The sequence below is a fragment of the Arthrobacter sp. 05T423 genome, from assembly GCF_056396245.1.
On record NZ_JBFTLC010000009.1, the window covers coordinates 96,867 to 121,324 of the forward strand.

Annotated in this window: 20 protein-coding genes; 13 read left to right on the forward strand and 7 right to left on the reverse strand. The window is 66.0% G+C overall.

Annotated features, from left to right (window positions below; genetic code table 11):
- Positions 1-83: 83 nt before the first annotated feature.
- Entirely contained in the window at positions 84-1,712 is a 1,629-nt protein-coding gene (locus tag AC1DFE_RS09645; RefSeq protein WP_476905672.1) for a hypothetical protein, read from the reverse strand.
- A gap of 403 nt (positions 1,713-2,115) precedes the next feature.
- Here AC1DFE_RS09645 and acs point away from each other — a divergent pair, with 403 nt between their 5' ends.
- The 5 genes from acs (at position 2,116) to AC1DFE_RS09670 (ending at position 8,323) form a co-directional block, all read left to right on the forward strand.
- Positions 2,116-4,113 carry an acetate--CoA ligase gene (acs, locus tag AC1DFE_RS09650; protein WP_476905707.1) on the forward strand — a complete coding sequence of 666 codons (1,998 nt, stop codon included), beginning with the start codon at positions 2,116-2,118 and terminating at the stop codon, positions 4,111-4,113.
- A 177-nt stretch (positions 4,114-4,290) separates the two neighbouring features.
- Positions 4,291-5,601, forward strand: a complete 1,311-nt coding sequence (locus AC1DFE_RS09655) for an ABC transporter substrate-binding protein (RefSeq protein WP_476905673.1) — start codon at positions 4,291-4,293, stop codon at positions 5,599-5,601.
- Between the two features lie 16 nt (positions 5,602-5,617).
- Positions 5,618-6,589: a carbohydrate ABC transporter permease gene (locus AC1DFE_RS09660; RefSeq protein WP_476905674.1), complete on the forward strand. Its 972-nt coding sequence runs from the start codon at positions 5,618-5,620 to the stop codon at positions 6,587-6,589.
- Positions 6,586-7,497, forward strand: coding sequence for a carbohydrate ABC transporter permease (locus AC1DFE_RS09665; RefSeq protein WP_476905675.1), 912 nt, complete (start codon positions 6,586-6,588; stop codon positions 7,495-7,497). Before AC1DFE_RS09660 ends, AC1DFE_RS09665 begins: the two co-directional genes overlap by 4 nt.
- A gap of 43 nt (positions 7,498-7,540) precedes the next feature.
- Positions 7,541-8,323 carry a DeoR/GlpR family DNA-binding transcription regulator gene (locus tag AC1DFE_RS09670; protein ID WP_476905676.1) on the forward strand — a complete coding sequence of 261 codons (783 nt, stop codon included), beginning with the start codon at positions 7,541-7,543 and terminating at the stop codon, positions 8,321-8,323.
- 28 nt (positions 8,324-8,351) lie between these two features.
- Here the strand turns inward: AC1DFE_RS09670 and AC1DFE_RS09675 are convergent, their stop codons facing one another.
- Both AC1DFE_RS09675 and AC1DFE_RS09680 read right to left on the reverse strand, forming a co-directional pair.
- A complete protein-coding gene (locus AC1DFE_RS09675) occupies positions 8,352-9,371 on the reverse strand; it encodes a LacI family DNA-binding transcriptional regulator (protein WP_476905677.1) in 1,020 nt (339 codons plus the stop codon).
- Positions 9,372-9,385: 14 nt separating this feature from the next.
- Positions 9,386-10,612: a Gfo/Idh/MocA family protein gene (locus tag AC1DFE_RS09680; protein ID WP_476905678.1), complete on the reverse strand. Its 1,227-nt coding sequence runs from the start codon at positions 10,610-10,612 to the stop codon at positions 9,386-9,388.
- Positions 10,613-10,827: 215 nt separating this feature from the next.
- Here AC1DFE_RS09680 and AC1DFE_RS09685 point away from each other — a divergent pair, with 215 nt between their 5' ends.
- The 6 genes from AC1DFE_RS09685 (at position 10,828) to AC1DFE_RS09710 (ending at position 18,129) form a co-directional block, all read left to right on the forward strand.
- Positions 10,828-11,784 carry a carbohydrate ABC transporter permease gene (locus AC1DFE_RS09685; RefSeq protein ID WP_476905708.1) on the forward strand — a complete coding sequence of 319 codons (957 nt, stop codon included), beginning with the start codon at positions 10,828-10,830 and terminating at the stop codon, positions 11,782-11,784.
- A gap of 12 nt (positions 11,785-11,796) precedes the next feature.
- Positions 11,797-12,738, forward strand: a complete 942-nt coding sequence (locus AC1DFE_RS09690) for a carbohydrate ABC transporter permease (RefSeq protein ID WP_476905679.1) — start codon at positions 11,797-11,799, stop codon at positions 12,736-12,738.
- A 47-nt stretch (positions 12,739-12,785) separates the two neighbouring features.
- Complete coding sequence (locus AC1DFE_RS09695; protein WP_476905680.1) at positions 12,786-14,138, forward strand: ABC transporter substrate-binding protein; 1,353 nt, start codon at positions 12,786-12,788, stop codon at positions 14,136-14,138.
- Between the two features lie 133 nt (positions 14,139-14,271).
- Positions 14,272-16,467, forward strand: a complete 2,196-nt coding sequence (locus AC1DFE_RS09700) for an alpha-galactosidase (RefSeq protein WP_476905681.1) — start codon at positions 14,272-14,274, stop codon at positions 16,465-16,467.
- 115 nt (positions 16,468-16,582) lie between these two features.
- Positions 16,583-17,059: a type II 3-dehydroquinate dehydratase gene (gene aroQ, locus AC1DFE_RS09705; RefSeq protein ID WP_476905682.1), complete on the forward strand. Its 477-nt coding sequence runs from the start codon at positions 16,583-16,585 to the stop codon at positions 17,057-17,059.
- Between the two features lie 2 nt (positions 17,060-17,061).
- A complete protein-coding gene (locus tag AC1DFE_RS09710; protein WP_476905683.1) occupies positions 17,062-18,129 on the forward strand; it encodes a DUF2332 domain-containing protein in 1,068 nt (355 codons plus the stop codon).
- Positions 18,130-18,148: 19 nt separating this feature from the next.
- On the opposite strand, the gene AC1DFE_RS09715 is transcribed toward AC1DFE_RS09710, so the two are convergent.
- On the reverse strand, positions 18,149-19,333 hold the full coding sequence (locus tag AC1DFE_RS09715) for a MarP family serine protease (RefSeq protein ID WP_476905684.1): 1,185 nt from the start codon (positions 19,331-19,333) through the stop codon (positions 18,149-18,151).
- 193 nt (positions 19,334-19,526) lie between these two features.
- Between AC1DFE_RS09715 and AC1DFE_RS09720 the strand changes: the two genes are divergently transcribed.
- Positions 19,527-20,204, forward strand: coding sequence for a Crp/Fnr family transcriptional regulator (locus tag AC1DFE_RS09720; protein WP_003797871.1), 678 nt, complete (start codon positions 19,527-19,529; stop codon positions 20,202-20,204).
- 250 nt (positions 20,205-20,454) lie between these two features.
- On the opposite strand, the gene AC1DFE_RS09725 is transcribed toward AC1DFE_RS09720, so the two are convergent.
- From AC1DFE_RS09725 to AC1DFE_RS09735, 3 genes are read right to left on the reverse strand one after another with little or no spacing between them, the layout of a single operon-like run.
- The gene (locus AC1DFE_RS09725; protein ID WP_476905685.1) at positions 20,455-21,366 is read right to left on the reverse strand and encodes an NUDIX hydrolase; all 912 of its coding nucleotides are present in this window, start codon (positions 21,364-21,366) and stop codon (positions 20,455-20,457) included.
- A 15-nt stretch (positions 21,367-21,381) separates the two neighbouring features.
- The gene (locus tag AC1DFE_RS09730) at positions 21,382-21,915 is read right to left on the reverse strand and encodes a RidA family protein (RefSeq protein ID WP_476905686.1); all 534 of its coding nucleotides are present in this window, start codon (positions 21,913-21,915) and stop codon (positions 21,382-21,384) included.
- A gap of 1 nt (position 21,916) precedes the next feature.
- Positions 21,917-22,072 carry a DUF4177 domain-containing protein gene (locus AC1DFE_RS09735; protein ID WP_003797879.1) on the reverse strand — a complete coding sequence of 52 codons (156 nt, stop codon included), beginning with the start codon at positions 22,070-22,072 and terminating at the stop codon, positions 21,917-21,919.
- A 37-nt stretch (positions 22,073-22,109) separates the two neighbouring features.
- Between AC1DFE_RS09735 and AC1DFE_RS09740 the strand changes: the two genes are divergently transcribed.
- Positions 22,110-24,458 carry a transglycosylase domain-containing protein gene (locus AC1DFE_RS09740; protein ID WP_476905687.1) on the forward strand — a complete coding sequence of 783 codons (2,349 nt, stop codon included), beginning with the start codon at positions 22,110-22,112 and terminating at the stop codon, positions 24,456-24,458.

Consider the following 24,458-nt stretch of genomic DNA (forward strand, 5'->3'; position numbering starts at 1 on the left):
GGCACCTCCGCCGGAGCAGGGACTACGGTGATGCCGTCCGGCGAGCCGTGCCGGCGCGAAGCGGAACTGGCCACGGCGGCCGGCTAGCCGCGCTCGATGTTGCTGAGGTCGCGCAGGACGCCCACCCGGCCGTCCGTGTGCTGAACCAGGAATTCGTCCCCGCGGTCCTCGAGTGCCAGGACCCAGCCACCGGGCTCGATCCCGAACAGCGGAGCGCCCGTGCGCTCGTCGACGGCGGTGCGGTGCTGCGCCACGGCGAACCAGAAGGCCTCCTGGACCTGTTCCTGCTCGGACTCCTCCGGCCGGCTCGCCGGGTCGACGGTGGCGCCAATCGGTTCCTGCGACCGCACCTGCTGCTGCACATCCACCCTCGGGTGGACGGCGGTGGCAGGCGTGGCCGAGGCCGCCCGTGCAGCCTCCGCTTCCGCTTTCCGCGCAGCCGCGCCGGACTTGCCTTCGGCGACAGGTGCTTCCGTCCGCGCCGTCTCCGCCGCGGGGGCTGCGGCAGTGTCTGCGCTGGCCGGGGATGCTGCAGTGTCTGCGCTGATCGCCGGGGCTGCAGTGGCCCCGTCCAGCTGGGTCCGCTCGGCCTCCGGTGCCACCGGCGGCGTGGTGGTGGCATCGGCCTTGGCCGACGCCACCGTTGCCTCCTGCGTGGCGGCTTCCCCGGTCTGCGCGGACCGCACGACGGCGGCGGGTCCCGTTTCCGGCGATGCTGCGGCACTGCTGGCCGCGTTGGCGGCGGGCCACATGCCATTCGCCGGCGCTGTATCGGCAGTTCCGGCGGTTCCGGCAGTTCCGGCGGTTCCGGCGGTTCCGGCAGTTGCGCTTCCGGCAGCAGCTGCTGCGGGTCCAGTAACTCCCGCAGCCGCGGTACCGGCACCGGAAGTTCCGGCACCAAAAGTTCCGGTTCGGGCTGCTTCGCGCCCCGCCTGGCCGACCGCCGTCGCACCGTGGGAGACAGGATGCCGCGGCTCAGTACCCTGCGGAGCAGTGAAGGCCGTAGACGCAGCGCTATCCGGCAACGCGCCGGTGGAGCCAGTGCCGGGCGTGGCAGCCGCGGGTTTCGGCTCCTTGGGCGCCTTGGGCTTGCGCACCGGAACGGCCGAGTCGCGCGCCATGATGTGGGCTGGCACCTCGGTACGGCCGAGGAAGTCGCCGGCGAAGAACGGGATGAAGCGGGCCAGCACTGTGGCGGCCAGCAGCACGAGGGAACCGATCAGCGCCACGAGCAGGCTGGGCGTGTAGGCGCCGGCGATGGACAGGAAGAAGAAGGCCACCGCAAACGAGGCCACCACTGAACCGAACTGGTCCACGGACAGCGACCCGATCCGGACCTTCGTGTCGGGGGCGAGCCGGCGGGCCACAAACAGTGCGGCAACAATGAGCGGCAGCACCACGCCGAGCCCCAGGAAGAAGAGGCTTCCAAGGTTCCACAGGTTGTAGCGCACGGCGAACATGGGAATGAGCGATGCGATAAAGAGAACCAGGGTGGCCGCGAAGACGGTCAGGTCGCGGACGGTAAAGGGTCCAGCAATGGCCTCATTCCGCACCCCCTCCTGCTTCATGAAGTTCGGCGCAGTAGTCTGCGCTTCGGGCCGCGCGGACTGTCCAGCCCCGAGCGGTGCCTGACCGGGGCCCGGCTGGCCGGCACCCTGCTGGGCTGGCCCCGGCTGGGCCGTGCCCTGCTGGCCTTGGCTTTGCTGATTCATTCTGTTCTCCTTAGCGTGGCGGCGACCGGACTGGCGTCCGAAGCGTGATTCCGCCCTACGGCCGGAGCCTGACCACAAGCGGTCTGGCTGCCTCCGGCCATTGTCACGAGTCCATCTCAGCCTAGCCAAGAGGAGGGTGCTTCACTAGCTGGCTGGCCGCGGTGCGGCGCGCTCACAGAAGCCGCACAGCTCTCCTAAAGTTCCGTTCGCCGCTAAAAGGGCACCGCTCACGGCTCCTTGTGTGACGCTGCCCACGCGCACACGCCGGAGGCGCTAGTCTGGTTTCGGAACAGCTCTTTGCGGTTTGTCCGCGACGGGCCGTTGCCTGACGCCGTGCAGCGGCGGGGTGATGGCCGGGACCGGCGCACCGCGCAGCAAAGATCGATGAATGATGAGGTTCACCATGTCCCAGGACACCCCCGGTTCGACGGCCACCGCTGCCACCCCCAGCCAGCAGGGCGATGCACTTGAAAACCTGCTGTATGAGAACCGCAAGTTTGCCCCCTCCGAAGACTTCGCCGCCAACGCCGTGGTGGGCGCCGAAGTTTATGCCGAGGCAGCAGCTGACCGGCCCGCGTTCTGGGCCAAGCAGGCCCGCGACCTCCTGACCTGGAGCAAGGACTTCACCGAGGCCCTGGACTGGTCCAACCCTCCGTTCGCGAAGTGGTTCGTGGGCGGCGAGGTCAACGCGGCCTACAACGCCCTGGACCGGCACGTGGAGAACGGCCTGGGTGACCGGGTGGCGATCTACTTCGAGGGCGAACCCGGCGACACCCGCTCCTACACCTACGCGGAGCTGACCGACGAAGTGAAGCGGGCCGCGAACGCGTTCGAGTCCCTCGGCGTGGCCAAGGGCGACCGGGTGGCCGTCTACCTGCCCATGATCCCCGAGGCCGTCATCACCCTGCTGGCCTGCGCCCGGATCGGCGCCGTGCACTCGGTGGTGTTCGGCGGTTTCTCCGCCGACGCGCTCCGGTCCCGGATCGAGGACGCCGAAGCCAAGCTCGTGGTCACCGCGGACGGCACCTACCGGCGCGGCAAGCCCAGCGCCCTGAAAACAGCAGTCGACGCCGCCCTCAGGGATGATGGCCACACCGTCCAGAACGTGGTGGTGGTCAAGCGCAACGGCCAGGACGTGGACTGGCACGAGGACCGGGACCACTGGTGGGAGGACACTGTCGGGGCAGCGTCAGCCGAGCACACCGCCGTCGGGCATGACTCCGAACACCCTTTGTTCATCCTTTACACCTCCGGCACCACCGGAAAGCCCAAGGGCATCCTGCACACCACCGGAGGCTACCTCACCCAGACCGCGTACACCCACAAGACGGTCTTTGACCTGCACCCCGAAACGGACGTGTACTGGTGCACGGCCGACGTCGGATGGGTCACCGGACACTCTTACGTCGCCTACGCGCCGCTCATCAACGGCGCCACCCAGGTCATGTACGAAGGCACTCCGGATTCCCCGCACCAGGGCCGCTGGTGGGAGATCGTGGAAAAGTACAAGGTCTCCATCCTCTACACCGCCCCCACCGCGATCCGCACGTTCATGAAGTGGGGCCGGGACATCCCGGACAAGTACGACCTGTCCTCCATCCGGGTCCTGGGCTCCGTGGGTGAACCCATCAACCCCGAAGCCTGGATGTGGTACCGGGACGTCATCGGCGGCAACAAGGCACCCATCGTGGATACCTGGTGGCAGACCGAAACCGGCGCCCAGATGATCGCGCCGCTGCCCGGCGTCACCGCCACCAAGCCCGGCTCCGCGCAGGTGCCGCTGCCCGGCATCGCGGTGGACGTCGTGGATGAGAACGGCGCCTCGGTCCCCGACGGGCACGGCGGCTTCCTGGTGATCCGCGAACCCTGGCCGGCCATGCTCCGCGGCATATGGGGCGACCCGGAGCGGTTCAAGGACACCTACTGGTCCCGCTTCGAGACCATGTACTTCGCTGGCGACGGTGCCAAGAAGGACGGGGACGGCGACATCTGGCTCCTGGGCCGGGTGGATGACGTCATGAACATTTCCGGGCACCGCCTCTCCACCACCGAAATCGAATCCGCCCTGGTCAGCCACCCCGCGGTGGCGGAGGCCGCCGTCGTCGGTGCAGCCGACGAAACCACCGGACAGGCCGTCGTCGCGTTCGTCATCCTCCGCGGCGACGCCGTGGACTCCGGCGACGAAATCGTCCAGGACCTCCGCAACCACGTGGGCAAGGAAATCGGCCCGATCGCCAAACCCAAGACCATCCTCGTGGTGCCCGAACTGCCCAAGACCCGCTCCGGCAAAATCATGCGCCGGCTCCTCAAAGACGTCGCCGAAGGACGCGACGTCGGGGACGCCACCACCCTCGCCGATAACACCGTCATGCAGCAGATCGCCGAGTCACTGAAGAATTAGCGGAGCCAAACCAGGGCCCGTCCGGATCACCGGGCGGGCCCTGTTTCTTTCGGACCCACGGGGGTCGCGGCACCGAAAATCCCCGTGTTGTTTCGCGATCTTTCCTGTTCCCTTTTGCGAGGTTATAGTCATCTATATGTGACACATGTCACAGGGCTCCGTCCCGCGGGAGAGATCATGGCAATGCATCCGGAAGCGTCAACCAGCGCCGGGCCAGCCCGGCGGACATTCCTCAAAACACTGGGCATCAGCGCCGCCGGCCTGGCGGGCGTGCCGCTGTTGGCGGCGTGCACCGGAGGCAGCGGGCCGTCTGCCGGAGGCTCGGAATCCTCCGGCCTGACGTTCGGATCCGGTTCCTCCGACGAAGTCCCCAAGAAGGCCTACCAGGCCGTCACCGACGCGTTCTCGCAGAAAACGGGCAAAACGGTGCGCACCAACGTGGTGCCGCACAACGACTTCCAGAACAAGATCAATTCCTATCTGCAGGGCTCGCCCGACGACACCTTTACCTGGTTCGCCGGCTACAGGATGCAGTTCTATGCCGGCAAGGGGCTCCTGGCACCGGTTGATGACGTCTGGGGCAAGATCGGCGGCAACTTCTCCGACGCGCTGAAGAAGGCCTCCACCGGCCCGGACGGGAAGATGTACTTCGTCCCCAACTACAACTATCCGTGGGGTTTCTTCTACCGGAAGAGCCTGTGGGACAGCATGGGTTACAAGGTGCCGGAAACCTTCGACGCCCTCAAGACCCTGGCGGCCAAGATGAAGGCCGACGGCATCATCCCGATCGGTTTCGCGGACAAGGACGGCTGGCCCGCCATGGGCACCTTCGACTACATCAACATGCGCCTCAACGGGTACCAGTTCCACGTGGACCTGTGCGCCCACAAGGAGTCCTGGGACCAGAAGAAGGTGACCGATGTCTTCGACACCTGGTCCGCCCTGCTCCCCTTCCAGGATCCTGCGGCGCTCGGCCAGACCTGGCAGGACGCCGCGCGGGCACTGGCAGCCAAGAAGACGGGCATGTACCTGCTCGGCTCCTTCGTCACCCAGCAGTTCACCGATCCCGCGGTGCTGAAGGACGTCGATTTCTTCCCGTTTCCGGAGATCGCTGCCGAGGGGCGGGATGCCGTGGAAGCGCCCATCGACGGCCTGCTGCTGTCCACCAAGGGCGGCGGGAACGCGGCCGCGCACCAGTTCATGGAATTCATCGGCACGCCCGAAGGCCAGAACATCTACGCATCGGTGGACTCCTCCAACATCGCCACGGCCAAGGGCGCGGACAACTCCAAGTTCACGCCGCTGAACAAAAAATGCGCGGAGACCATTGCGCAGGCGAAGTCCATCAGCCAGTTCTTTGACCGCGACGCCCTGCCCGCGATGGCCAACAACGTCATGATCCCGGCCCTGCAGACCTTCCTCAAGGACGGCAAGATGGACGTCAAGAACCTTGAGGCGCAGGCCAAGTCACTGTACGCGGCCCAGTAGCAATGCGGGGACTTCCATGAGCACAACAGCAAGTGACCTCGTCCCGCCCGAGTCCAGGGCGCCCTCCGGGGCGCCGGCGAAGCGGGTCCGCAGCGGACGGGTCCGCCGGCTCTCCAAACGGGACAAGGCGGTCCTCTCCCTCATGGTGGGCATCCCCACGCTCATCCAGCTGGTGTTTATCTGGCTGCCCACGGTGATGTCCGTCGGGCTAAGCTTCGCGCGCTGGAACGGTCTCGCCCTGAGCGATATCAGGCCCGCGGGCGCAGACAACTACCAGTACATATCCCAGGATTACCCGCCGTTCTGGCCGGCCATCCAGCACAACCTGCTGTGGCTTGCCTTCCTGGCCCTGGTGGCCACCCCGCTGGGCCTGCTGCTGGCGGTGCTGCTGGACCAGCAGATCCGCGGCAGCAGGATCTACCAGAGCATCTTCTTCACACCCGTGATGCTCTCGCTCGCGCTGGTCGGCATCATCTGGCAGCTGTTCTACCAGCGTGACAACGGCCTGCTGAACTTCCTGCTGGGCACGTCCGGTACGCCGCAGGCCGTTGACTGGTTCGGGGACTCCTCCGTGAACATCTGGGCCGCCATGATCGCCGCCACGTGGCGGCACGCCGGCTACGTCATGCTGCTGTACCTGGCAGGCCTCAAAGGTGTGGACCCCAGCCTGAAGGAGGCCGCGGCCATCGACGGTGCCAACGCCGCCCAGACATTTTTCCGCGTGGTCTTCCCGGCCATGCGGCCCATCAACATCGTCATCGTCGTCATCACCATCATCGAATCGCTGCGGGCGTTCGACGTCGTCTATGTGATCAACCGCGGCACCAACGGCCTGGAGCTCCTGAGCGCCCTGGTGATCCAGAACCTCGTGGGCGAGGGCCAGGTGATCGGCGTCGGCTCTGCCCTTGCGGTGGTCCTCCTGGTCATCTCGCTCGTACCCATCGTGTTCTACCTCAGCCGCACCTTCGGCAAGGAGAACAGGGCATGAGCGCCGCCGTCTCCGCCCGCACTGCGATGACCGGGAAAACCGAACGCTCCGGCAGCAAACCGACGCGGCATTACGGCACGCATATCTTCCTGACGGCGATGGCGGTCATGTGGCTGGTCCCCCTGGTCTGGGCCGTGTTCACCGCCCTGCGGCCGATCGCCTCGACCAACGAGCACGGCTACTTCAGCTTGGCCGGTGACTTCAACTTCGACAATTTCATCCAGGCCTGGTCCCAGGGCGGCTTCGCCAAATACCTCTGGAACTCGGTGATCATCTGCGTTCCGGCGGTGCTCCTGGTACTCTTTTTCGCCTCCATGATGGCATTCGCCGTCAGCCGGGTGAACTGGAAGTTCAATATCACACTGCTCATCATGTTCACGGCGGGGAACCTGCTCCCGCCCCAGGTCCTGGCGGCGCCGCTGTTCGAGATGGCCAAGCATTTCCAGGTGCCCTACTCGTTCAGCGATTCGGGCAACATGCTGAACACGTACATCATCGTCATAGCGGTGAACATGGCCTTCCAGATGGGTTTCTGCACTTTCGTGCTGTCCAATTACATGAAGGCACTTTCCGCGGACCTGACCGAAGCCGCCCTCGTGGACGGCGCCGGCATCTGGCGCCAGTACCGGGAAATCATCATGCCGTTGTGCCGGCCGGCCTTCGCTGCCCTTGCCACCCTGGAAGTCATTTTCATCTACAACGACTTCTTCTGGCCCCTGCTGTTCATTCAGAGCGGCGACCGGCTGCCCGTCACCACCGCCATCAACAACCTCCAGGGCGAGTTCCTGAACAACTACAACCTGCTGGCGGCCGGCGCCGTGATCACGGTAATTCCCACCCTGGTTGTCTATCTGCTCCTGCAGCGGCAGTTTGTTGCGGGCCTGACTCTTGGTTCCAGCAAGGGCTAGGCGATGATGGGCAGTAAGAGCTTCACCCAGTGAAAGGATCCCGATGCTTCCCGCTGCCCGCCACCAGTCCATAGTGGACGCCGTCCGGCGCGAGCGGGTGGTCCGCGTCTCGGACCTCGCCCAGCAGCTGGGCGTATCCCTGATGACGGTCCGCCGCGACATCGAGATGCTGGAGGAAAGCGGCCAGGTGGAGCGGATCCACGGCGGCGCCAAGCTGCCCGGGGATGCCAGCACGCACGAACCCGGATTCGAGCTGAAATCCACCCAGCTAACCGCGCAGAAACGCGCCATTGCCCTGGAGGCCGCCGGCCTCGTCCATGAAGGGATGGCAGTGGCCATGAGCGCGGGCACCACCACGTGGGCGCTGGCCAAGGAACTCGCCAACGGCCCCCGGATCACGGCGGTCACCAACTCGGTGAAGATCGCCGACCTCTTCCACCATGCCTCGGCGTCGGGGTCCGCGCGGCACGCCTCCACGGTGATCCTCATCGGCGGCGAGCGCACGCCGTCGGACGCCCTCGTGGGCCCCATCGCGACGGCGGCGCTCAGCCAGCTGCACCTGGACCTGCTGTTCCTCGGCGTGCACGGCATGGACGCGGACGCCGGCTACACCACGCCCAACCTGCTGGAGGCCGAGACCAACCGTGCGTTCATCGCAGCCTCGCGCAAGGTGGTGGTCCTGGCGGACCACACCAAGTGGGGCACGCAGGGAATCAGCACCATCGCCAAACTTGAGGAAGCCGACGAGGTGATCAGCGATTCCGGCCTGTCCCCCGACGCCCAGCGGATCCTCCGGGACCGGGTGGGCCGGCTAAGGCTCGTTTAGGGCCGTACCCGCGTAGGCCGTATCGGGCTTACGGGCAGCCGCAGGACTGCCTGACCAGAAGTTTCGTCGGGAAGACGCGGTGCTGTGCGGGCTCGCCGCGGTCCGCCCCGACGAGCGCCCGGACTGCGGCCTCGGCCATGTCCCGCACGGGCTGCTGCACGGTGGTCAGCGTTGGCCAGGAGTATTCGGCGTCCTCTGATCCATCGAAGGAAGCCAGTGCGATGTCCCCCGGGACGGAGAGGCCGGCCTCGTGGAGCGCACGGAGGATGCCGATGGCCTGCATGTCCGAGCTCGCGAAGATGGCGGTGGGCCTGTGCCCCGACGCGAGGAGCCGCTGCCCGGCTGCGTAGCCGCCAACGCGGGTGAAAGCGCTGCGGGCAATGGGGCCTTCCGGCAACCCGGCTACCCTCAGCGCCTGCACCCAGCCCTCTTCGCGGGCGTCCGCTTCGTTGCCGGTGGTGGTGCCCATGGCCAGGCCGATGTTGGTGTGGCCATGCCCGATCAGATGCTCGACGGCGGTGCGCGCACCTTTGGCCAGGTCCACGCCCACCGTGGTGACCGCGGCGGAGCTCCCGCTGTGGCTCAGGAGCACGGACGGGATCTCCGCGGTCTCCAGATCGGCCAGGTCAGGCTCGAACAGGACGCTGGCCAGAACCACACCGTCCACCTGGCGGGCTGCCAGGTTCCGGATGTTCCGGCGCTCCTTGGCCAGGTTGCCGTCCGAGTTCGTCAGCACCAGGGCGTACCCGAGTGCCCCCGCCGCATCCTCCACGGCGTGGGCCAGCATCGAGAAGAACGGGTTGCTGTTGTCCGGAATGACCAAACCGATCGTTTCGCTGGACCCCAGCTTCAGGGCCCGCGCAGCCGCGTTGGGGCGGTAGCCCAGCTGCCGGATGGCTTCCTGGACCTTCGCTTCGGTCGCAGGCGCCACCTTCTTCGGCCCGCCGTTCACCACGTAGCTGACGACGGCGGTGCTCACCCCGGCGTACCGGGCAACATCCTTGCGGGTCACCTGGGTCCGCGGGGCGGGCGCTGCCGGAATGGTCATAGTGTCCATGCTAGCTACAGCACGTCCTGAAGCACGTCCTGAAGCACGTCCGGAGCATCGCCGAAGTCACGGATGGGGAGGCGTTCGCCGCCCCGCCGGGCGGACTCATGGGCCACGATGCCGGGCAGGGTGAACCGCGCGGCCGTCCATGCATTGACCGGCGGCAGCGATCCCGTGTTCACGGCCGTGACAAAGTCGTCCACCAGGAACTGGTGGCTGCCTTCGTGGCCGTTCGGGGCGCCGCGGAACTCCTCCGGCAGCCTCTCGCTGTCATGCACCGGCGCCAGCCCGGACACGAAGGCGTCCCGCAGTTCGGGGGCCACATTGGCGAGCGAGGGATCGTCCAAGGGCACGCTGGGCCGGGATTCCACCTGCTCTGAGATGTCGTGGACGTTGGTCTTGTCCTGCCACACCGTCACCTTGGCCAGCTGCTCAAAGCTCGCCTCGGTGCCGAAGAACCGGAAACGCGACTCACGAATATGCGAGGGGTAGCCCACCCGGCGCATTTCATTGGTCCGCATGGCACCGCCGTCGTTCAGTTCGAAGAGGGCCGTGGCGTTGGAGAAGTCGTTCCCGAACATGCTGATGTCCTTGTCGAACACTCCGTCCTGGCGGTCGTCCTTCACGCCAACGCAGCTGACGCTCACGGCGTGCGCGGGCAGGGCACCGAGGACGCCGCCGATCGCGTGGGTGGGATACAGCATGGGCGGGTAGCTGGCGGTTTCCTTCCAGCGCTCCCCGCCGCTGTACTGGTAGGCGTCGTAGAAGCCCAGGTCCATGTCGTGGACGTAGTCGCCTTCGGAGTAGAACACCCTCCCGAACCGGCCGGCCGCGTGCTGCTGGCGCGCATAGACCGTGGCCGGGTTGTAGTAGCTGGTTTCACCCATCATGTAGACGTTGCGGGTCTCCCGGACGGCGTCGATGATCCTCGCGATCTCGTCCTCGGTGACGGCCATGGGCACGGCCGAGTAGACATGCTTTCCGGCCCGGAGCGCCCGCTCCACCAGCGGTCCGTGGGTCCACCGCTGCGTGAAGATGGCGACGGCGTCGACGTCGGACGCCAGCAGCTCATCGAAGGTGCCGATGGAACCGGCCAGATCGTATTGCCCAACTGCCTCGGCCGCACGGTCCGCCCTCTCGTCCACGACGAAGACCTCGCTGACCCCGGGATGCAGATTGAAGAGGTGCGCGAATTGGCCACCGAACTGTCCCACGCCAACTACTCCGATTGAAAACGCCATTGTTCCTGCCTTTCAGGATCCGAGGGCACCGTTGTCCGGCGCGCCAACATGTTTGCGTCACAGTCTTGCAGCCGGATCTACTCGAGTCAACGCTTGCAACGTTGGAGAAAGTGCGGCCAGTAATCCATAAAGAAATATTCCTTGCGCGCTCAAATCTACTCGTGTAGATTCGGTGGCGATTGTTAGTTCCATCACACACCCAGGAAGGGTCGATGATGACCACCCTTACCAAGCATCAACAGGACACGGCGGCGCGGGGCGGCCGGCCCAAGACAGAGAAACCCGCCCGGAAGAGCTTCATCCGCCGCCTCGGCGACTTGAAGGTGGCGCTGTTCTTCATCTTCCCGGCGATGATCGGCTTTGTTTTCTTCTATCTGGTCCCCACAATCCGGGGCGCCTACCTCAGCTTCACCGAGTACAGCATCCTGGGCGACCCCACCTGGATCGGTATCAAGAACTACACCGCCATGCTGGGCGACGAACTGTTCTGGAACGCGATGTGGGTCACCGTCCAGTACGTCGCCCTGAACATCGGCTTCCAGACGGTGATCGCACTCGGGCTGGCACTCCTGATGCACCGCGTCGCAAAGTCCACGTTCATCCGCGGCGCGCTGCTGCTGCCCTTCCTGGTGGCCAACGTCATCGTGGCGCTGCTGTGGTTCTGGATGCTCGACTACCAGATCGGCATTGTCAACGAAATCATCAGCTGGATGGGCCTGCCGCGCATCGCCTTCTTCGGCAGCGAGCAGTGGGCCATTCCCACCGTCGCCGCCGTCAACGTCTGGCGGCACATGGGCTACACGGCCCTGCTGATCTTCGCCGGACTCCAGTCGATTCCCAACCACGTCTATGAGGTTGCATCGCTGGACGGCTCCTCCGCCACCCGGACCTTCTGGAGCATCACCATGCCGCTCCTTCGCCCCGTCCTGGTGCTGGTGCTGGTGGTAACCGTGATCGGGTCCTTCCAGGTGTTCGACACCGTGGCGGTGACCACCGCCGGCGGCCCCATCAATGCCTCCCGCGTGATCCAGATGTACATCTACCAAAAGGCCTTCGGCGAATCGGACTTCGGCTACGCATCGGCACTGTCCGTCATTCTCTTCCTCATTCTTGCCCTGGTGGCCTTCGTGCAAATGAAGTTCCTCAAGGGCAACGAATCGGATCTGGACTAAGGAATCCCAGCCATGAGCACCTCCACTCTTTCCCGCAAGAAGCCCGTCAGCAAGATCCATGTCAGGAATTCCGCCAAGAAGCCGGTCAACTGGCGGCGCGTCGGAGCATGGGCCCTGGTGGCCCTCGCCGTGGCCGTCACGGTGGCACCCTTCCTGTGGATGCTCCGCACGGCACTGTCCACCAACGCCTCGCTGGCATCGAACGCCAGCAACCTGCTGCCCGCAGACTTCAGCCTCGGCGCCTTCAAGCGGGTCCTCGGAATGCAGAGCCCGGAAGAGGCCATCGCCGAGGGCGGCTCGGGAGCCGCGATCAACTTCTGGCTCTACCTGCGGAACTCGGTCATCTTCGCCACGGCTACCACCGCCGGGCAGGTCTTCTTCAGTGCGATGGCAGCCTACGCTTTCTCCCGCCTCCGCTGGCCCGGGAGGAACGCTGTGTTCGGCGTGTTCCTGGCGACCATGATGGTCCCGCCGATCTTCACCGCGCTGCCCAACTTCCTGATGATCAAGAACCTGGGCCTGCTCAACACGTTCGCCGGCATGACGCTGCCGTTCCTGTTCATGACGCCGTTCGCCATCTTCTTCCTGCGCCAGTTCTTCCTGAGCATGTCCAGGGAAGTGGAGGAAGCCGCCATGCTCGACGGCGCCAAGCACCTGCGGATCTTCTTCCAGATCGTCCTGCCCAACGCCGCCGCACCCCTGGCGACGCTGGCCCTGCTGACCTTCATCGGCCAGTGGAACGAATACTTCTGGCCGCTGCTCGTGGGCCAGGACGAAAACGTCCGTGTGCTCACCGTGGGCCTGGGCGTCTTCAAGTCCCAGTCCCCGCAGGGCGCCCCCGACTGGACCGGGCTGATGGCCGCCACCCTGGTGGCCGCACTCCCCGTGCTCCTGCTGTTCATCGCCTTCGGCAAGAAGGTGGTCAACTCCATCGGCTTCTCCGGAATCAAGTAACCCCTTCACCTCACCCCTCCCCCCGAAACACCCTCGAAAGGTCCGTCATGAAGAAGCCCATACGCACTGTCGCAGCCGCCGTCGCCGTCGCTGCAGCGGCCGCCCTCTCGCTCTCCGCCTGCGGCGGAGGCAGCACCGCCTCCAGCGAGGCCAAAGGCGAGATCAACTACTGGCTCTGGGACGCCAACCAGCTCCCGGCCTACCAGCAGTGCGCAGACGATTTCACCAAGGCCAATCCCGACATCAAGGTCAAGATCACCCAGCGCGGCTGGGACGACTACTGGACCACGCTGACCAACGGCTTTGTCGCCGGCACAGCCCCTGACGTCTTCACCGACCACCTTTCCAAGTACCCCGAGTACGCGGCCAAAAAGCAGCTGCTCTCCCTCGACGACGCCGTGGCCAAGGACGGCGTCAAGCTGGACAGCTACACCAAGGGCCTGCCCGAACTCTGGGTGGGCCAGGACGGCAAGCGTTACGGCCTGCCCAAGGACTGGGACACCGTAGGCCTGTTCTACAACAAGGCGATGACGGACTCGGCCGGCATCAGCGCCGAACAGATGGCCAACCTTGACTGGAACCCGCAGGATGGCGGCAGCTATGAGAAGGCCATCGCCCACCTGACCGTGGACAAAAACGGCAAGCGCGGCGACGAAGCCGGCTTTGACAAGAACAACGTCGCCGTCTACGGGCTGGGCCTGGCAGGCAGCGGCTCCGGCCAGGGCCAGACCGAATGGAGCTTCCTGAGCGCCACCACGGGCTGGACCCACACGGACAAGAACCCCTGGGGCACGAAGTTCAACTACGACGACCCGAAGTTCCAGGAAACCATCGCCTGGTGGGCCGGCCTGATCGAGAAGGGCTACATGCCCAAGCTGGAAACCACGGTGGGCGCCAGCCTCGCTGACAACTTCGGCGCCGGCAAGGCTGCGATCAACACCACAGGTGACTGGCTGATCGGCCAGTACAAGAGCTACAAGGGCGTGGAAACCGCCTTCGCTCCCACCCCCAAAGGCCCCGACGGCAAGCGTGCCAGCATGTTCAACGGCCTTGCCGACTCCGTCTGGGCAGGCACCAAGAACCCTGCAGCGTCCGTCAAGTGGGTTGAATACCTCGGTTCCGCCGCCTGCCAGGACGTCGTAGCATCCAAGGCCGTGGTCTTCCCGGCTATCACCAGCTCCTCCGAAAAGGCGGCCAAGGCGTTCAAGGCCAAGGGCACCGATGTCTCGGCCTTCACCACCCACGTCAAGGACGGCACCACGTTCCTCTTCCCCATCGCGGACAAGGCGGCCAAAGTTGACGGCATCATGAAGCCTGCGATGGACGCAGTGCTCTCCGGCAAGAAGCCCGCCAGCTCCTTGACCGAAGCCAACGACCAGGTGAACGCGCTCTTCAAGTAGCGAGCCAACTGGGCGAAAATTAAAGTCCGGGCATCCACACAGCACCACACCAGCGGGGCCGGAACCGCGCACACCGCGCCCGGCCCCGCGACACCACTCCTACCTATCTGCGCATCACGAAAGAGACCCACCTATGGACCCCCTGCACCTCCGTACCACCGGCACCAGCCTGGTGATCAGCTTCAACAGCGGGGAGGCCGAGGTCATCCACTGGGGTGCCGACCTTGGCAGCGAACTCCCTGACCTGGCCATCCTCTCGGAGACTATTCCCAACTCCGCCGTCGACGTCACCGTCCCGGCCGGACTGCTCCCGCAGGCGTCCTCCAGCTGGCGTGGCCGGCCGGGCCTGCGCGGGCACCGGATTGCCGACGGCGTCTCCGGACTCGACTTCTCCGTTCGCCTGCGCGCCGTGCACGCCACAGTTGACGGCAGCTCAGCCGTAGTCGTCCAGCAGGATGCCGACGCCGGCATCACCGTCGAATCCACTCTCGTCCTGCACGACGGCGGCCTGCTGGAACTGCAGCACACCGTCACAAACACCGGAACCACTCCCTTCCAGCTCGACGAACTGGCCGCCGTCCTCCCGGTGGCTCCGGACGCCGTCGAACTTCTGGACCTGACCGGGCGCTGGTGCCGGGAACGGCACCCGCAGCGGCGGCCCATCCAACAGGGCACCTGGGTGCGCACCGGCCGGCACGGCCGCACAGGACACGACTCCTCGCTGCTGTTCGCCGCCGGCACCGCCGGCTTCGGTAACCGCCACGGCAGGGTCTGGGCCACCCACCTGGCCTGGAGCGGCAACCACGAACAGTTTGCGGACACCCTCGCCGACGGGCGAACGATGATCGGCGGCTCCGAACTGCTCGGCCCGGCCGAGGTGATCCTCGGGCCCGGCGCGGACTACACCACTCCCAAGCTCTTCGCTGCCTACTCGGACCGCGGCCTGGACGGCATCAGCGAGGCGTTCTACAGCTGGTTCCGTTCCCGCCCGCACCACGTGCTCCCGGCGTCGGGCGGCGGAAAGCCGCGCCCCGTGGTGCTCAACACGTGGGAGGCCGTCTACTTCGACCACAACCTGGACACCCTGATCGAGCTCGCGGACTCGGCCGCCGACCTGGGCGTGGAGCGCTTCGTGCTCGACGACGGATGGTTCCGCGGCCGCCGCGACGACACCGCCGGCTTGGGTGACTGGTTCGTGGACGAGTCGCTCTGGCCGGAAGGGCTCACACCGCTCATCGAGGCCGTCACGTCCCGGGGCATGGAGTTCGGGCTGTGGGTGGAGCCCGAAATGATCAACCTCAACTCGGACGTGGCACGGGCGCACCCGGACTGGATCGTGGGACCGGCCGCCGCCTCGCACAAGGACGGCGGACGCCTGCCGCTGGCCTGGCGGAACCAGCACGTCATCGACCTGGTGAACCCGGAGGCCTGGCAGTACATTTTCGGCCGGATCGACGCCCTGCTGCGCGAGAACAACATCAGCTACCTGAAGTGGGACCAGAACAGGGACCTCACCGAGCACGGGCACGCCGGGCGCTCCTCCGTCCACGAGCAGACGCTCGCCGCCTACCGCCTGTTCGATGAGCTCCGGAAGGCCCATCCCGGCGTCGAAGTCGAAAGCTGCTCGTCCGGCGGGGCACGTGTGGACCTCGGCATCCTGGACCGCACGGACCGCATTTGGGGTTCGGACTGCAACGACGCGCTGGAACGGCAGACCATCCAGCGGTGGACCGGCGTCGTGGTTCCGCCCGAACTGGTGGGCGGGCACGTCGGCCCCACCACGTCGCACACCACCGCCCGCACCCACGACCTGTCCTTCCGTGCCATCACCGCGCTGTTCGGCCACTTCGGGATGGAATGGGACGTCCGGGAGGTGCAGGGCGAGGAGCGCGAGGAACTCAAGCGCTTCATCGCGCTGTACAAGGAGCACCGCGGTCTGATCCACAGCGGCAGGATGGTCCGGGCCGACGTCCCCGACGACTCGCTCATGCTCCACGGCGTGGTGGCCGGTTCCGGTGCTGCCGCTGATTCCGTTGCCACGGGCACGACGGCGGCGCTGTTCGCCCTGGTGAGCACGCGCACCTCATTCGCCGAACTGCTGGGACGGGTCGCCCTGCCGGGGCTGGAAGAGGCGCGCCGCTACCGGGTGGAGGCCATCTTCCCGGCCCCGGGCGATGCCGATTACGGCCACACCTTCACCCAGATCCAGCCGCCGGCATGGCTGGCTTCCGGCGCGGAGGCGAGAGGCCGCTTCCTGGCCGAGGTGGGGCTTCCGATGCCGAACCTCAACCCGGAACACGCACTGGTGCTGAAGGTCACGGCGCTCTGAACTGCTCTCCGTCCCGCACTGCCGGCCCTCCGGCCAGCGGTGCGGGACAGCGCGTTTCCGTAACGAAAGCCTTGACCCCGGAAGTCCGGCAACCCGGCGCGATAGATTTGCAGTCATGACTGAAGCCTCCTCCGCCACCGAAGCCGGCCGCGGCACCATCCTTGTCCTAAACGGCCCCAACCTGAACCTCCTCGGCACCCGTGAGCCGGAAAAGTACGGCACGGCCACACTGGCCGACGTCGAGCAGCTCGCCAAGGACGCCGCCGACGCGCACGGGCTCGACGTCGAGTGCTTCCAGTCCAACCATGAGGGCGCGCTGGTGGACGCCATTCACGCCGCCCGCGGCAAGGCCATCGGCATCGTGCTGAACGCCGGGGCCTACACCCACACCTCGGTGGCCATCCGGGACGCCATCTCCGCGGTGCAGGTCCCCACGGTGGAAGTGCACATCACCAACGTGCACGCCCGCGAGGAATTCCGCCACCACTCCTACCTCTCGGACATCAGCAAGGCCGTGATCGCCGGTGCCGGGATTCTGGGCTACCGGTTCGCCGTGGAGTACCTCGCCGACCTGAACGCCGGCAAGGCCTGACCATGCCGGCGGCGGCCCTCGGCACCGCAGAGTGGTACCGGCACTTCGGCACGGTTGATGCCCCCGGTTCCTCGCCCTGCTACGCGGACTGGTCCCTGCGCATCGCCGATGATCCCGGGCTGATCGCCCGGATCGACCAGTGGCCTTACAACAAGCGCCAGCCCCTGCTGATGCTCGCCGCCGCCCGTTTCCTCGGCGCCAGGATCTCTCCTTACCCGGAGTTCCGGACGTTCCTGGACGAGCACTGGGCCGAGGTCTCTCGCACCGTCATGTCCCGCGCCACGCAGACCAACGAGGTGGGCCGCTGCGCCACCTTGCTGCCATCACTCGCGGCCATAGCCGCCGCCGAGGGCAGGCCGCTCGCCCTGATCGAGGTGGGCGCCTCCGCCGGGCTCGCGCTGTTTCCGGACCGCTACGGCTACGAGTTCGACGACGGCGCGACGGTGACGCGGCTCGGTCCCGGCGGATTCGGCGAACTGCCCGCCGCGTCCGGCTATTCGCCGGCGGAGCCCGACGAACGTTGGGGCGCGCCAGTCCTGCGCTGCCGGACCATGGGCCCGGTTCCACTGCCGGACAGCTTGCCCTCTGTGGTGTGGCGGGCGGGGATTGACCTGAACCCCCTTGACGTGCGGAGTGCCGACGACGTCGCCTGGCTTGAGGCGCTCATCTGGCCGGAGCAGGAGTTCCGCCGTGAGCGGCTGCGCCGGGCCATTGCCGTTGCGCGCGATGAGCCGCCGTTGCTCGTGGCCGGGGACCTCAACGAGCAGCTGCTGTCACTGGCGGCCCAGGCGCCTGCCGACGCCGCACTGGTGGTGTTCCACAGCGCTGTCATGGGGTACGTCAGCGCTGACGGACGTGCCAGGTTCCGGGCCACCATGCATGGTCTGGCACACCAGCGGGGTTGCCACTGGCTGTCCAACGAGGGCGAGACGGTGATCATCCAGGAAGACGGCTCGGCGGTGGTCCCGGAAATGGACGCCAGCCGCCTTCGCGGGAACTTCCTGTTGCAGCACAACGGCCGGCCGGTGGCCATCACCGGCCCGCACGGCCAGAGCCTTGACTGGCTCTAACCGGGTGATCCGGGTGCCGCTACTGCTGAATGCACTGACCAGATGACACGGAGCTGGACAGGCCCGCGGCCTCCGCTGCCACCGGCCGGAGGTCCACCATCGGAATCGCGAAGCCCAGGGCGGCGTTGGATGTGGTCTTCGCGAAGATGACACCCGCCACCTCTCCGCTGGTCGTGAGCAGCGGCCCGCCCGAGTTGCCCGGCTGGACGTCGCCTGCCAGCTTATACACCTCGTCCGGGACGGGGTTGTTGCCGTAGATGTCCGGCACCAGCACCGTGGAAATACCCTGCACAGTGGCCGGTTTGGACTGGTACGGGCCGCCGTGCGGGTAGCCGGCAAAGGCGGCGGCGGTTCCCGCGGGCAGATCGGAGCTCAGCGGCAGCGCCGCGGCGGGAAGGCCGTCCACGGCCAGGACGGCGAGGTCACGCTTGCTGTCGAAGTACACCACCCGGCCGGGCAGGGCTCCTCCGCCGGGGACGTCCACCACCGGCTGCGACACTCCGGCCACGACGTGTGCGTTGGTTACCACGCGTCCGGGCGACACCACGAAACCTGTTCCGGTCTGGTTCTGCCCGCACTGGAACGCCGTCCCGGCGATCTTCAGGACCGAGCCAGCTGCCTTGTTCAGGGCCGGTGTGTCCGTGCTGGCGTTCGGAACCGGGACCTGCTGCTCCTGCCCGATGCCCTCGATGAGCGTGGGGATCCCGTCCCCGATGACCGCGGAACGCAGCTGCGCCGCGGCAGATTTCACCGGGTTGGGCGTCATCCCGTCTATGAAACGGATCACCTTTGAGTCGGCCAGCTGCTGCGAAACGAAGGGCACGCCCAGTGCACTGATGCTGAAGGCCAGCATGGACATGACCAGTGCCGCCACCACCAGGTTCAGGGCCCCGCCGACGATTCGGTCCACGGCCCGGAGCGGGCGCATGCGGACGGCGCTGCGGATACTGCGTCCGATCATGGTGCCGAGCGCATTGCCGAGGACCACCAACAGGATGGCGGTGCCGATGATGGCGGTCAGGCGCCACCCGCTGTCATTCACAAAGTCGCTGACCAGCGGGACTGAGAGGAAAGCGGCCACGGCGCCGGCCGCGAAGCCGGCAAGGCCGCCGACGCTCACCAGGAACCCGTTGCGCAGGCCGTAGATCAGATAGGACAAAAGCGTGAGAATCAACGCAAGGTCCAGAACGGTCAGGCCAAACACCGGGGTCTCCTCACAAGCAGCTAAGCCCTGATTCTACTGGCGAAGTCTGACAGTTTGCCGTGGATGTGTTGAGCCGACGCTGGTCTCGCGGCGTCTTTTAGGGCGTTTCAGCTGCCAAGTACGTCACAGAACGTTGAAAATTCTGAAACAATGGCACAAGCGCCCCAGACGACACTTTTACTCAGGAGAATTCATGGACATCGAGGTATTGCGACGCGCACCCCTTTTCGCCACGCTGGACGACGACGCGTTCCGTCTGCTGACGGACGAACTGACCGAGGTCGACCTGTCCCGCGGCGCATCCGTTTTCCGCGAGGGCGACCAGGGTGACCAGCTGTACTTCATTGTCTCCGGCAAGGTGAAGCTCGGCCGCACCTCCCCCGACGGCCGCGAATCCCTGCTGGCCATCCTCGGCCCTGGTGAACTCTTCGGCGAGATGGCCCTGTTCGATCCGAGCCCGCGTACGGCCACGGCCACCGCCGTCTCGGAAACCCGTCTGGCCGGCCTCAAGAACGAGAGCCTGAACTCCCTTCTGCGGACCCGTCCTGAGGTCTCGGCCCAGCTGCTGCAGGCACTGGCCCGCCGGCTTCGCCGCACCAACGACTCACTCTCCGACCTGGTCTTCTCCGACGTGCCCGGCCGCGTGGCCAAGGCCCTCCTGGACCTCGCCGACCGCTTCGGCCGTCCCGCCACGGACGGCGTTCTCGTGGCACACGAGCTTACCCAGGAAGAGCTGGCCCAGCTGGTTGGCGCCTCCCGCGAAACCGTCAACAAGGCATTGGCCGAGTTCGTTCAGCGCGGCTGGCTGCGCCTCGAGGCACGCGCCGTCGTGATCCTGGACATGCAGCGCCTCCGCCAGCGCTCCCGCTAGCCAACACGCAAGGGCCGTCCCGCTCGGGGCGGCCTTTGCTGTTTAAGTCACCACCGGCAGAGAGCGTTCGGAGAAAGACGGTAGGAACTGCGAGAGGGTTGCACGAAACCCGACGGGGTCCGGAGGTCGCCCGCGATCGGAGGGGCCCCTACGCGTCGTGTCTAAGCGACGGCGAAGGGCCGTCGCCCGGCGGACGCAACCACCACCGACGGCGAAGGGCCGCCGCCCGGCAGACGGAACCAAAACGCCCCTAGCGTTCGCGTTGGGGCTCTCCGGCTACCGTCTTCGCAGCCTCGACTTCGAGCATGAGCGTCCCGTTCTCCTCGACCAGCTTAGGCTGGTAGACGTGCGGGGTGCGCTTGTAGCTGAGGTAGGCGATGCAGCCGTTGGCTTTCGCCATCTTCTCCAGCATGATTTCCGAGCCGGGGACCATGAGTTGCCCGAGGGTGAGGCCGACGGTGTTCTCCTGGCCGGCCTCGTCACCGAGGACAGTCGTGTCGCGTTCGGCGATCGCCTTGGTGGCGCACACCCACCGGCCCCAGACGCCCTTGCTCTCCAGGATGGAGGGCTGCTGGTTCATGGGGACGGTGGCGGCGAAATATCGCGTGTTGAAGCGCCGGTGCGCGAAGTCCGGGCTGAGCCAGTTCACGAGCGGCTTGAGCAGGTCGGTGCGCAGGGACAGGCCGCGCTTCGACAACTCCTCATTGAACGACTTTTCCTGCGATGCCACAGCTTCCCGGGCCTTCATCCACTCCACCGTGGACGTCGCCTCCACGGTGGAGGACAGGTCCGGGCCGGCCAGCAGCACGCCGGTTTCCTCGAACAGTTCCCGGACTGCACCCACCACGTGGCGGCGGGCCAGCCCGACGTCGTCCGTTCCCATCTGGTCAGCCCAGTGCTGGGGCGACGGTCCCAGCCAGCCGACAGCGTCGTCGTCGGACGAGTCCAGGGAACCGCCCGGAAAGGCGAGGACACCCAGCGGGGATGACCCGGGACGGTACCCGAGCCAGGTTTCCAGGCCGGTGGGCGAATCCCGGAGGAGAACCACGGAGGACGCGAAACGGGGTTTGCGCGGAGTCCGCTCTCCGTGTTCGAGCCAGCTGCGTGCCGCCCCTTCAAGATCGGGAGGAAGAACAAAGAGCCGGCGTGCTAGGTGGGGCAAAGGAACCTACTGCTCCTAGCTGAATTCGGCGATCAGTTCGACTTCCACGGGAGAGTCGAGAGGCAGGACTGAAACGCCGACGGCGGAACGGGCGTGCTGGCCCGCGTCACCGAAGACCCGGCCCAGGAGCTCGGAGGCGCCGTTGATGACGCCCGGCTGGCCGGTGAAGGACGGGTCGGAGGAGACGAAGCCCACAACTTTAACAATGCGCGTGATGCGGTCGAGGTCGCCGATGACGCTCTTCACCGCGGCCAGGGCGTTGACGGCGCAGACAGCCGCGTATGCCTTCGCGTCTTCCGGGGACACAGTCGGCTCGTCGGACGCGCCCTCGATGCCTGCGGACACCTTGCCCGTAGCTTCGAGTTTGCCGTTAATAAACGGCAGCTGGCCGGACGTGTAAACGTGGTTGCCCGAGACGACCGCCGGCACGTACGCGGCTACGGGAGCGGCGACTTCCGGGAGGGTCAATCCCAATTCGGCAAGTCGCTGTTCGACGGCGGACGACGCCGCCAGATCAGCGCTGGAAGCGGTTTCCTGCGGGGTGGTCATGCTACTGCTTCTCCCTCTTAAGGTAGGCGACAAGTCCGTTGCCGTCGGGTCCGGGGACTACCTGAACAAGCTCCCAGCCGTCGTCTCCCCACTGGTCCAGAATCTGCTTCGTGGCGTGGATGATGAGCGGAATCGTGGCGTACTCCCATTTGGTCATGAAATAAAGCCTAATCGTTGCCGGTAAACTGGAGAACATGGCGACTCGTAAGAACCCCATATTCGACACGGCCACCACCCTCGGAAAAATTCTTGGCTTCCTTGGCGTGAGCGCTATTTGTGGTGTCCTCGTGGCCGGCCTGCTGGTTCCTGCAGCCGCCGTCTCGGGCAGCACAGCCAGCGGCTCGATCGAATTCTTTGACACCCTGCCCGCTGAACTTCAGGTGGACCCGCCCAGCCAGTCCACCAAGGTCCTGGCCGCGGACGGGAGCGTGATCGCCAACCTGTACGCGGAAAACCGTACCCGCGTCCCGCTGGACCAGATCTCCCCGTTCATGAAGGACGCGGTGATCTCCATTGAGGACAGCCGCTTCTACGAGCACGGCGGCGTGGACACCACAGGCATCCTCCGCGCCTTGGTCGCCACGGCGCGGGGCAACAAGCAGGGTGCGTCCACCATCACCCAGCAGTACGTCAACAACGTCCTCAACGCCAACCTTGAAGCGCAGGACAAATCGGACGAGATCAAGCTCAACGGCGTCAATAAGGGCGTCGGCGACAAACTCCGCGAAATGAAGCTCGCGATCGCCCTGGAGAAGAAATTCACCAAGGAGCAGATCCTTGAGGGCTACCTGAACATCGTCTTCTTCAACCGCGACGCGTACGGTATTGAGGCCGCCTCCAAGTTCTTCTTCAGCACCACCGCGAAGGACCTCACACTCCCCCAGGCCGCGCTGCTCGCCGGCCTCGTGAACAGCCCTTCGGCCTTCGACCCCATCACCAACCCGGCCAACGCCAAGGTGCGCAGGGACCTGGTGCTCAGTGCCATGCTCACCCACGGCAAGATCACCAAGGACCAGTACACCGCCGCTGTGGCCACGCCGGTCAAGCCGAAGGTGACCCCGGCGCGGCAGGGCTGTGCCTATTCGCCCACCGCCCCGTACTTCTGCGACTACGTCCTGCACCTTTTGCTGAACAACCCGGCCTACGGTGCCGATGCCACCGAACGCGAGAAGAAGGTGTTCCGCGGCGGCCTGACCATCAAGACCACCCTGGACCCGAAGGCGCAGAAGGCCGCGCAGGACCAGGTGAACGCCGCTGCCGGATCGAACCCGGACAAGTGGGGCGCAGCGATGGTCTCGGTTGAACCGGGCACGGGCAAGATCACCAACATGGCTCAGAACACCTCATGGTTTGCTGGCAAGGGCAAGTTCGAGTCCCAGATCAACTTCAGCGTGGACCAGTACGACGACCACGGCAACGACCTGAACGGCCTGGGCGGCGCACAGCCCGGCTCCACCATGAAGCCGTTCACCTTTGCCGAGTGGCTGAACGAGGGCAAGTCGATGAACACGATCGTCGACGCCTCCCAACGCCGCTACCCGCAGAACTTCCCGTGGCAGAACACCTGCCCCACCCCCACCGTTGGCTGGTACGACAGCACCAACGGCACCGATGACCTGCAGAACGCGGAAGACGGCTACTACCGCCCCATGAGCGTGCTGGACGGCCTGAAGAACTCCATCAATACCGCCACATTTGCATCTGCAGCCCAGCTTGACCTGTGCGGCATCCAGAAGGTTGTGGACGCAGTTGGCCTGCACGAAGGCCTGCCGGCCCGCGATAAGGACACCAACGCGGTAGTGGATCCGAACCCAAAGCTCACCATGACCACCATTGGTAACCTGCTGGGTTCGAGGCAGACGGCGCCGCTGACCATGGCCAGCGCCTTTGCCACGTTTGCCAACGACGGCAAGTACTGCGCCCCGATCGCCATCACCTCGGTGACGGACCAGTCCGGCGCGCAGCTGCCGGCCCAGTCCCCCGCCTGCCGTGACGCCCTCAAACCCGAGGTGGCGCGCGGCGTGAACTATGCACTGCAAAAGGTGCTGAACGAGGGGTCCGGTTCCCTGATCGAGCCGCGGATCTCCACGCAGACCAACTTCCCGATCGCCGCCAAGACCGGTACGTCCAACAACAACGGCTCCACCTGGGTGGTGGGCCACACCACGGGCCTCGCCACGGCGGCGTGGTTCGGTGACGCGCTCGGTAACCAGCAGCGGGCCGGCCAGAACGTGACCATCAACGGGAAGTTCTACACCGGAATCGACGGCTACATGATCGCCGGGCCGATGTTCTCCAACTTCATGTCCCAGATCGCGCCGAGCTACGGCACGGACCCCTTCCCGGAACCGCCGTCGAACCTGCTTTACGGCACGCCGCAGTACCAGCCCACGGTTCCGGACAACCCGGCCCAGGGCGGAACCACCGGCGGTAACACGGACACCGGCAATGGCGGTGGAAACACCGGTGGCACCGGCAACAACAACAACAACAACAACGGTAATAACAATGGAAACGGCAACAGCACCAAGGGGAACGGCTGA